General features: G+C 71.6%; 10 protein-coding genes. 1 reads left to right on the top strand and 9 read right to left on the bottom strand.

The window, feature by feature from the left end; translation table 11 throughout:
• The 4 genes from E1265_RS11770 to E1265_RS11760 form a co-directional block, all read right to left on the bottom strand.
• A partial coding sequence (locus E1265_RS11770; protein WP_165953728.1) for a serine/threonine-protein kinase occupies positions 1-866 on the bottom strand: 866 nt, incomplete at its 3' end.
• On the bottom strand, positions 863-1651 hold the full coding sequence (locus E1265_RS36975; protein ID WP_165953727.1) for a hypothetical protein: 789 nt from the start codon (positions 1649-1651) through the stop codon (positions 863-865). The genes E1265_RS11770 and E1265_RS36975, both read right to left, overlap by 4 nt.
• A gap of 154 nt (positions 1652-1805) precedes the next feature.
• On the bottom strand, positions 1806-2528 hold the full coding sequence (locus E1265_RS11765; RefSeq protein WP_132930230.1) for an endonuclease V: 723 nt from the start codon (positions 2526-2528) through the stop codon (positions 1806-1808).
• Between the two features lie 2 nt (positions 2529-2530).
• On the bottom strand, positions 2531-3982 hold the full coding sequence (locus tag E1265_RS11760; RefSeq protein ID WP_132930229.1) for a glycine hydroxymethyltransferase: 1452 nt from the start codon (positions 3980-3982) through the stop codon (positions 2531-2533).
• A 229-nt stretch (positions 3983-4211) separates the two neighbouring features.
• Here E1265_RS11760 and E1265_RS11755 point away from each other — a divergent pair, with 229 nt between their 5' ends.
• Positions 4212-4427 (top strand): dodecin, encoded by a 216-nt coding sequence (locus E1265_RS11755; protein WP_132930228.1) that lies wholly within the window; start codon positions 4212-4214, stop codon positions 4425-4427.
• Between the two features lie 142 nt (positions 4428-4569).
• Here the strand turns inward: E1265_RS11755 and E1265_RS11750 are convergent, their stop codons facing one another.
• The 5 genes from E1265_RS11750 to E1265_RS11730 are packed head-to-tail and all read right to left on the bottom strand — an operon-like array spanning position 4570 to position 8431.
• Entirely contained in the window at positions 4570-5949 is a 1380-nt protein-coding gene (locus tag E1265_RS11750; protein ID WP_132930227.1) for a cytochrome P450, read from the bottom strand.
• 2 nt (positions 5950-5951) lie between these two features.
• Positions 5952-6548, bottom strand: coding sequence for an ATP/GTP-binding protein (locus E1265_RS11745; protein ID WP_132930226.1), 597 nt, complete (start codon positions 6546-6548; stop codon positions 5952-5954).
• A complete protein-coding gene (locus E1265_RS11740; RefSeq protein WP_132930225.1) occupies positions 6523-6918 on the bottom strand; it encodes a DUF742 domain-containing protein in 396 nt (131 codons plus the stop codon). The genes E1265_RS11745 and E1265_RS11740 overlap by 26 nt, the downstream gene beginning before the upstream one ends.
• The gene (locus tag E1265_RS11735; RefSeq protein ID WP_132930224.1) at positions 6915-7316 is read right to left on the bottom strand and encodes a roadblock/LC7 domain-containing protein; all 402 of its coding nucleotides are present in this window, start codon (positions 7314-7316) and stop codon (positions 6915-6917) included. The genes E1265_RS11740 and E1265_RS11735 overlap by 4 nt, the downstream gene beginning before the upstream one ends.
• Positions 7313-8431, bottom strand: coding sequence for an ATP-binding protein (locus E1265_RS11730; RefSeq protein WP_132930223.1), 1119 nt, complete (start codon positions 8429-8431; stop codon positions 7313-7315). Before E1265_RS11730 ends, E1265_RS11735 begins: the two co-directional genes overlap by 4 nt.
• Between the last annotated feature and the right edge of the window lie 113 nt (positions 8432-8544).

Here is an 8544-nt window from a genome sequence, read left to right as displayed (position 1 = left end):
GGGGCGGGCAGGCGGGCGTGGAAGCGCTGGTTGACCTCGGCCGCGACCGGCGCCGGCAGCCAGGCCGCGGTGCGCCCGAGGCCGCCCGCCTCGCCCGGCCGCGCCAGCTCGGCGAAGATGTCGGTGGCGGTGGGCCGCAGCACCGGGTCCTTGGCCAGGCAGGCCTGGATCAGCTCAAGCAGGCTGCGCGGCACGTCGGCCAGGTCCGCCGGCTCGTGCACCACCCGGTGCACCAGCTCGCGCCCGGTGCCGGTGCCGAAGGGGTGCCGCCCGGTCGCGGCGTAGGCCAGCACGCAGCCGAGCGAGAAGATGTCCGTGGTCGGTCCCGGCGTGCCGGGTCCGCCCCGCGCCTGTTCCGGCGACTGGTACCCGGGGGTGCCGCCGACGGTGCCGGTGCCGCCGAAGCCGGTGAGTCGGGGCCCGTCGGGCAGCAGGTGGACATGGCCCGGGCGCACGTCCTGGTGGGCCAGGCCGGCCTGGTGCACGGCCCCCAGCGCCTCGGCGAGCATGGCCCCGATGATCCGCACCGGCTCGCGGGGCAGCGGGCCGTGCGCCGCGACGACCTCGGGCAGCGCAGGCCCCGGCACGTACGGGTAGGCGGCCCACATGGTGCCGCCCGCGGTGTCGGCGGCCAGCACGCCGACCAGGCAGCGGGCCGAGACGTGCCGCGCGGCGGCCACGTCCCGCTCGAACCTGGCCCGGAACTCCGGGTTCCTGGCGTGCTCCCTGCGGATCACCTTGAGCGCGCCCGGCGCGCCGCCGAGCGACCTGGCCAGGTAGACGACGCCGGTGCGGCCCTCGGCCAGCCGCCGCAGCAGCCGGTAGCCGCCGATCCGGCGGGGGTCGGAGAGTTCGAGGTCCCTCACCGCAGCTCGCTCTCCACTCGCGACAGCATCAGTTCGAGGGCGTCGTTGAGCAGGGCCCCCACGTCCTCCTCGTCGTAGCCGACCGTGCCCATGACGGCGAGCGCCACGGTGACGGGGCCGAGCCTGGCCACGCCCCACAGGTAGGGGTGGGAGCCGCCGGGCCCGGGCCCCTGGTACTGGCCGCCCTCGTGGATCATGTCGTCGGCCGCGAGCTGGCCGCGCACCCCGTAAGGGGCGCCCTCGGAGCGCAGCCCGGTGACGAACTCGCCCGGCCTGAGCGTCTGGTCGGGGCAGCGCATGCCCTCCTCAAGGGTGGCCGCCATCCGCTCGTCGGCCACCGTCGTGCTGCGGTGGACGGTGACCGACGACATGACGCGTAACGGCTCGCCATCGCCGCCCGGCGCCGGATGCTCGCTGTACCGGGAGAGACTGGCGAGCACCTCGTCCGGCAGGGCCTCGCGGCGCCAGACGCACCCCTCGTCGAGGACGGCCCAGGTGGCCGGATCCGACTCGAAGGGGTCCTGTGGCACGAAGCCCGCGCCCAGGTCGGCCGGGGCGGCGGCGACCGCCCTGGCGAGGGCGAGGGCGGCCGCGGGGTCGGCCGGCGGCTCCCCGATCCGGGGAGCGGACTCGCCTGACGCCTCCGTGGCGGGCGACGAGCCGGCGGTCGCGGCCTCCTCGCCGCCGTCCGCGGGGCCGTCTCCCGCGTCCGCGGCGGTGCAGCCGAACAGCAGCACCGCCGCGGTCGCCGCCAGCGCGGCGCGCACCGGCCTCAGGTACCGCACCGTGACCTCCCGAGTCCGCTGAGTGGGGGATCACCCTAGCGTCCTCGTACGACAACCGGCAGTGGCCACCCCTGGGTTCGCGGCGTCAGGGACCGGGTCGGGGCACCGGGGCCGGTCGGGGCCGGCACTCGAAGGAGTGACGTGCCGGGCCCGGCTACCTCGGGTCGCCGCCGGCCGGCTCGCCGGCGGCCCGCAGCGCCGCGCGACAGAGCCGGTCGGCCCGCCGCGTGGTCTCGGGGAGCCGGTAGCCGCGGGTCAGCCGCAGGGTGTGGGCGCAGGCGTCGTCGAGGGTGGTGCGGTGTCCGGGCGAGACGTAGACCGGCTTGACGCCGTCCCTGGTGCGCAGCGCGCGGCCGACCTCCTCCTCGCCGTCGAGCAGCGGCGCGACGTCGCCGCGCCGCGGGCCGGGCGGCGGGTGACGGAAGGTGAAGGGGTTCTTGGCGACGCCGATGGTGGGCAGCCCGGTGAGCACCCCCAGGTGGCTGGCGAGCCCGAACCGGCGCGGGTGGGCGATGCCGTAGCCGTCGCAGACGACCAGGTCGGGGACGTGGCGCAGCCGGCCGAGCGCGGCGAGCACGGCGGGCAGTTCGCGGAAGGCGAGCAGCCCGGGCACATAGGGGAAGGCCACCCGGCCCACCGCCGTGGCGTGCCCGAGCTCGGCCAGGGTGGCCGCGTCGAGCGCCACGGCGGCGGCCGCGACGGTGTCCCGGGGGTCGTCGTAGGCGACGTCGACGCCGACGACCACGGTGCCGGGGGCCCCTGGCGCGGGCCCTGAGCCGTCCAGGAGCACCTGCCTGCGCAGCCGCTCCTGGACGGCCCTGGCCTCGTCCTCGGTGGCCGGCGTGGTGTGCGGGTGGACGAGCCGGATGGCGGTCACGCTCAGCTCAGGTCGATACCGGGGTAGAGCGGGTGCTTCGCGAGCAGGTCGGCGGCGCGCTTGGCGACCTGCTCGGCGACGCCGTCCTCCAGCCGGTAGGCGGCCTTGGAGGCCCCGCCGCTCTTGGTGGTGCCCGGGGTGGTGCGGGAGAGCACGGTGTCGATGAGCTCGGCGACCTCGTCCATGCCCGCGGTGTCGAGGCCGCGGGTGGTGAGGGCCGGGGTGCCGATCCGGATGCCGGAGGTGTACCAGGCGCCGTTGGGGTCGCGGGGCACCGCGTTGCGGTTGGTGACGATGCCGGCGTCGAGCAGCGCGGCCTCGGCCTGACGGCCGGTGAGGCCGTAGGAGGAGACGTCGATCAGGGCGAGGTGGTTGTCGGTGCCGCCGGTGACCAGGCGGGCGCCGCGGCGCATCAACCCCTCGGCGAGGGCGCGCGAGTTGTCCACCACGTGCTGGGCGTAGTCGCGGAAGGCGGGCTGCCTGGCCTCGGCGAGGGCCACGGCCTTGGCGGCCATCACGTGCGGCAGCGGGCCGCCGAGGACCATCGGGCAGCCGCGGTCGACCTGTTCGGCGAGCGAGTCGTCGCACAGCACCATGCCGCCGCGGGGGCCGCGCAGCGACTTGTGGGTGGTGGTGGTGACGATCTGGGCGTGCGGCACGGGGTCGAAGTCGCCGGTGAGGACCTTGCCGGCGACGAGGCCGGCGAAGTGGGCCATGTCGACCATCAGCGTGGCGCCGACCTCGTCGGCGATCTCACGCATGACGCGGAAGTTGATCAGCCGGGGGTAGGCGGAGTAGCCGGCGATGAGGATCAGCGGCCGGAACTCGCGGGCGGCGGCGCGGACGGCGTCGTAGTCGACCAGGCCGGTCTCGGGGTCGGTCCCGTAGCTGCGCTGCTCGAACATCTTGCCCGAGATGTTGGGCCGGAAGCCGTGGGTGAGGTGGCCGCCCGCGTCCAGGGACATGCCGAGCATCCGCTGGCTGCCGAGCTCGCGGCGGAGCGCGGCCCAGTCCTCCTCGGTGAGGTCGTTGACCTGGCGGGCGCCGGCGCGCTCCAGGGCCGGGCTCTCGACGCGCTGGGCGAGCACGGCCCAGAAGGCGACGAGGTTGGCGTCGATACCGGAGTGCGGCTGGACGTAGGCGTGGCGGGCGCCGAACAGCTCACGGGCGTGCTCGGCCGCGACGGACTCCACGGTGTCCACGTTGCGGCAGCCGGCGTAGAAGCGGCGGCCGACGGTGCCCTCGGCGTACTTGTCGCTCAGCCAGTTCCCCATGGTGAGGAGCACGGCGGGTGAGGCGTAGTTCTCGCTGGCGATCAGCTTCAGGGACGCGCGCTGGTCCTCGATCTCGGCGCCGATGGCGTCGGCGATCCTGGGCTCGACGGAGCGGACGACGTCGAGGCCGCTGCGGAAGGCGGTGGAGACGGTGGAGTCGGCTGCTGGCTCGTTGGTCATGGGGGCCTCCTTGACATGAGTCGCGACGGCCCAGGCGCACGGCTCCACATCGCACAGCTGAGGCCGCTTCCCGATGGTTGACCCCATCCCGACGCGCCAGTCACGGCCCGCTGCGAGGGTAGCACCGCTGGTCCCGGCCGTGTCGCGGGCGTCCGACTCGTGGGGCAGGGTGGAGTCAGTGGGACGCGGAGCCCCGCGTCTCCTCTCACGTTCTGTCCCGGAGGCCGGCATGAGCGAGCACATCTACCGCGTGACCGAGATCGTCGGTTCCTCGCCGGAGAGCGTGGACGCCGCGGTGCGCAACGCGATCGCGCGGGCGGCCAAGACGTTGCGCAACCTCGACTGGTTCGAGGTGACGCAGATCCGCGGCCACGTGGAGAACGGCACGATCGGCCACTACCAGGTGGGCCTGAAGGTGGGGTTCCGGCTTGAGGACACGCCCTAGCCGCGGTCGACGGCGGCGCCCGCAGGAAAGCCCCGGTCCTTCGGTCGACGGCGGTCGACCGAAGGACCGGGGCGGGAGTGGTCGTTCGGCTCATCGTCCGCTCATCCGCGTGCCCACCGGGGTGGCGCGGACGGACGACGCGTCAGCGCCACCTGGCCAGGAAGGAACTCCACCATCCGCCCTTGGCGGGGGCAGACTGCGCGGCCTGGACGGGCCGGACCGGGGCGGTGGGCCGGGTCGGGTCGGGTGTCCGGGTGCGGAGCTGAACGGGGGTGAAACTGGCGGGAAGCTCGACGAGGCCACGCTGGAACGGGCCGAGCCGCCAGGACAGGTTCTCGACCGGCACCGCGAGTTCGATGTCGGGCAGCAGGTTGAGCAGCCGCTCCATCGCCCCGATGGCCGTGAGGGTCGCGGGGTCCTTCGCCGGGCAGGCGTGCGGCCCCGCGGACCAGGCGAGGTGGGCGCGCTTGCTCAGCATCTGCCGGGACGCCGACAGCGACGGATCGGTGTTCGCCGCCGCGAAGCTCACGGCCACCGGGTCGCCCGCCCTCAGCTGCATGCCGAAGAGCTCGACGTCGCGCGTCGGGTAGTGCACGGCGTAGTTGGGGACCGGCGGGCTGTTCCACAGCACCTCGTCCACCGCGTCCTCGACCAGCAGCGCGCCGCCGTACTGCCCGCCGTAGAACCGCTCGTCGGAGAGGACGAGCAGCAGCCCGCTCCCGATGAGGTTGCGCACCGGGTCGGCGCCGGCGCCGACCATCGTGAAGACCTGGTTGATCATCTCCTCGTCGGACAGCCCCGCTGAGTGCCGGATCATGTGGGAGGTGACGTCCTCCCCCGGCTGGGCCCGCTTGTACGCGACCAGCTCGGCCAGGCTCTCACCGACCAGCTTGCTCGCCGCCTCGGGGTCTTCGCCCGCCCAGATCCCCGAATAGCCCTCAGCGAGCCGGTCACCGAGGTGGGCGGGGCAGCCGAAGATGTCGTTGATCACCAGGAGTGAGACGAGCTTGGCGTACTGGTCGATCAGGTCGACCGTGCCCCGGGTGCTGAACTGCTCGATCAGATAGGTGGAGATCCGCTCAACCTGACGGCTGAGCCGGTGGGTGTCCAGCTTGGCCATGCTGTCGCTGATCGTCTGCCGGAGCCGCAGGTGCTCGGCACCGTCGGCGAAGAAGGCGTTGGGCCGGTGGGCCATCATGGGAACGGCGGGGCTGTCGTGCGGTATGCGGCCCTCGTTGAGGTCCCGCCACCTGCGGGCGTCCTTGGAGAACAGCTCGGGCGACTGGAGCATCTGCAGGGCGGCCGAGTAGTCCGTGATCAGGGTCACCGGGACGCCGGGCGCGAACTCGACGGGTGCGGCCGGCCCGTACTGGCGCAGGTACTCGTAGAACCGCTGCGGGTCGGCCGCGAACTCGGGCCCGTGGAGGGGCACCCGCTCCATCGGCGCGGGTCCGCTGCCGTTCTGGAACTGGTGAGCGGGGCATCCGGGCGGGGGGTTCGTGAAGCCTGAGGGGGAATCCATTCTTACTCCTGTCGGGTGCGGCTCTGCAGATAGCGGACGAGAGCCACGAGTGCCTGGGCCGACGACTTCTCGTCGCGGGCGTCGCAGGTGACAACCGGGGTTTCGGGGAGCAGGTCGAGCGCTTCCCTGAGCTCGGCCTCCGCACGCTGGGGGGCGCCGTCGAAGTGGTTGACGGCGATTGCGTAGGAGATGCCGTACTTCTCGACCAGGTCCATGACGGCGAAAGAGTCCTTGAGGCGCTCGGGATCCACCAGGATCAGGGCGCCCAGGGCACCGCGGGTCATGTCTTCCCAGACCTGAACGAAGCGCTGCTGGCCCGGCGTTCCAAACAGATAGAGGACAAGTCGGTCGCTGAGGGTCAGACGGCCGAAATCCATCGCGACGGTGGTCGTGGTCTTGCCTCTCACACCCTTCAGGTCGTCAATCTCCGCGCCGGCCTGCGTCATGGTCTCCTCGGTGCGCAGCGGCGGGATCTCGGAGAGCGTGCCGATAAAGGTCGTCTTACCGACGGCGAAGTGACCGACCACCAGGATCTTCGCCGCGATCTGCACCTCCTCGGCCAGGTGGACACCCTCAGCCGAACCGTGCCTGGAGTCCATCCAGAACCTCCTGAAGAACCTGAATGTCGGCGAGTTGGGCCGGCGGAATAGGTGCCCGCGTGACGACGAAGCCACGTTCTGACAGGTCGACCAACAGCACTTTGACGATGCCGATGGGCAATCCGAGGTGCCCCGCGATCTCGGCGACCGAGAGATATCCGCCGGCGCATAGATCCACCACGCCGCGCATCTCCGGGTCGAGTTGCACCCTGCGGTGCTCGCTCTCGGACGACGCCGTGACGAGAGTGACCAGGTCGAATCGATCCCCATCGGCGAAACCGCGGCCGTTGATGATGACATACGGCCGCACTAATTCGGAGGTCTCGACTTCGACGTCCTCTTCGCGTTCCGGATCCTGGGGTGCGGTCATGCCTGAATACCGGTGTTCTCGCGGGGCGGAGTGGTCAGCACCTTGCCGAGCTGCCCGACAAGCTGCTGCATACGGAACGTGATGTCCGCCATGTCCACCTGGAGGGAGGCCGAGACGGCGAGGTAGGCGCCCTCCCCGGCGGAGATGAGGAAGACCCAGCCCCCGTCGAACTCCACCACGGTCTGTCGCCACTGCATCCGCGTGTCACCGCTGAAGCCGGCCACCGTGCGGCTGAGGGACTGCATGCCGCTCATGGCCGCGGCGATGGTGTCGGCCTCGTCCTTGTTCACGTCGTTCGAGCGGGCCATCAGCAGACCGTCGGCCGAGACGAGGATGGCGTGGCGTGCCCCCGGCACCTCCAGGGCGCTCTCCAGCATCCACGACAGTTCGGTGTTCACTGAACCTCAAATCCTTCCCTGCTCGGATCGGCCTTGCGACCGGACTGGGTGCCACGCTGGAAGGCGCCCATGATGGACGCGGTCTCCTCGCTCGAGCGGGCGGGGGCGGCCCCGGATTCGCCTCGGGACTGCGGCACGATGGCCATCTGCCCACGCCGGCGGCGCTTGGGCAGACCGCCTGAGGTGGTCGTCTGCGCGGGGCGCGACTGCTCGCTGGCCGTCGTCTCGGGCACGGCAGGGGTCTCGGGTTCGGGCATGCTGGTGAGCAGCTCCTGAGGCAGAAGGACCACCGCCCGTACGCCGCCGTACGGGGACGCCGAGTCGACTGAGACGGTGAATCCGTAGCGGGCGGCAAGCACGCCGATGACCGCGAAGCCGAACTGCGGCGGGTTGCCGAGCTCGGTCACGCCGACCGGGTGCTCGCCCGACAGCAGCCGGGCGGCCCGGCTCTTCTCCTCCTCGTTCATGCCCACACCGGCGTCGTCGATGATGACGCAGACGCCCTTGGGCACGGTGCGGATGTTGATGTCGATCGTGGTCTCGGGCGCCGAGTAGCTGGTGGCGTTGTCCAGCAGCTCGGCGAGGACCAGCGCGACGGGTTCGACGGCGCGGCTGACCACGGCGAAGCTGGTCTGCGAGCGGATCTCCACGCGGGTGTAGTGGCGGATGCGGCCCTTCGCGCTGCGCGCCACGTCGTAGAGCGAGGCGACGGCGCGCTGCCGACCGAGCCATCCGTCGCAGAGCACGGCCACGGACTGTGCCCGGCGGCCGAACTGCGAGTTCATGTGGTCGATGTCGAGCAGGTCCTGGAGGATCTGCTGGTCGCCGTATTTCTCCTGCACCCTGGAAAGCGCCAACTGCTGTTCGTTGGCAAGGCCCTGGAGCGTCCGCATGGCGGATTTCAACGCGGTTTTCGTCGAATCTTCGGCGCGAACTCTCGCCTCTTCGACCGCCTCCGCGAGGGTGTTCTCGAGTTCCGCGTGTCGGGCCGCGATCTCTTCCTTCTCCATACGGAGCTTGGCCGCCGACTTACGACCTCGATAGATAACGGCCGCAGCAAGGGGGGTGCCAGCAATCAGACCCCAGAGCGCCGGATCCTGTATGTATTGCGTCATGAGATTCTCTTTTAGCTAGACCGCCAGGTACTAAGACAAGAGGGTGCCCTGATGTTGAATCCGACGTCCCCCGATGCGGATTCACCCCGCCAACCGACCTGGCACGGCGACGA

Origin of the sequence: Streptomyces sp. 8K308 (assembly GCF_004348315.1) — a bacterium.
Taxonomy (GTDB): Bacteria; Actinomycetota; Actinomycetes; order Streptomycetales; family Streptomycetaceae; genus Streptomyces.
This window is presented reverse-complemented; position numbering and strand designations above follow the sequence as displayed.

Excerpts from the sequence above, each read along its gene's own strand:
- E1265_RS11760 (WP_132930229.1), bottom strand. The coding sequence starts at position 3,982 with ATGACCAACGAGCCAGCAGCCGACTCCACCGTCTCCACCGCCTTCCGC.
- E1265_RS11755 (WP_132930228.1), top strand. The coding sequence starts at position 4,212 with ATGAGCGAGCACATCTACCGCGTGACCGAGATCGTCGGTTCCTCGCCG.
- E1265_RS11750 (WP_132930227.1), bottom strand. The coding sequence starts at position 5,949 with ATGGATTCCCCCTCAGGCTTCACGAACCCCCCGCCCGGATGCCCCGCT.
- E1265_RS11745 (WP_132930226.1), bottom strand. The coding sequence starts at position 6,548 with ATGGACTCCAGGCACGGTTCGGCTGAGGGTGTCCACCTGGCCGAGGAG.
- E1265_RS11740 (WP_132930225.1), bottom strand. The coding sequence starts at position 6,918 with ATGACCGCACCCCAGGATCCGGAACGCGAAGAGGACGTCGAAGTCGAG.
- E1265_RS11730 (WP_132930223.1), bottom strand. The coding sequence starts at position 8,431 with ATGACGCAATACATACAGGATCCGGCGCTCTGGGGTCTGATTGCTGGC.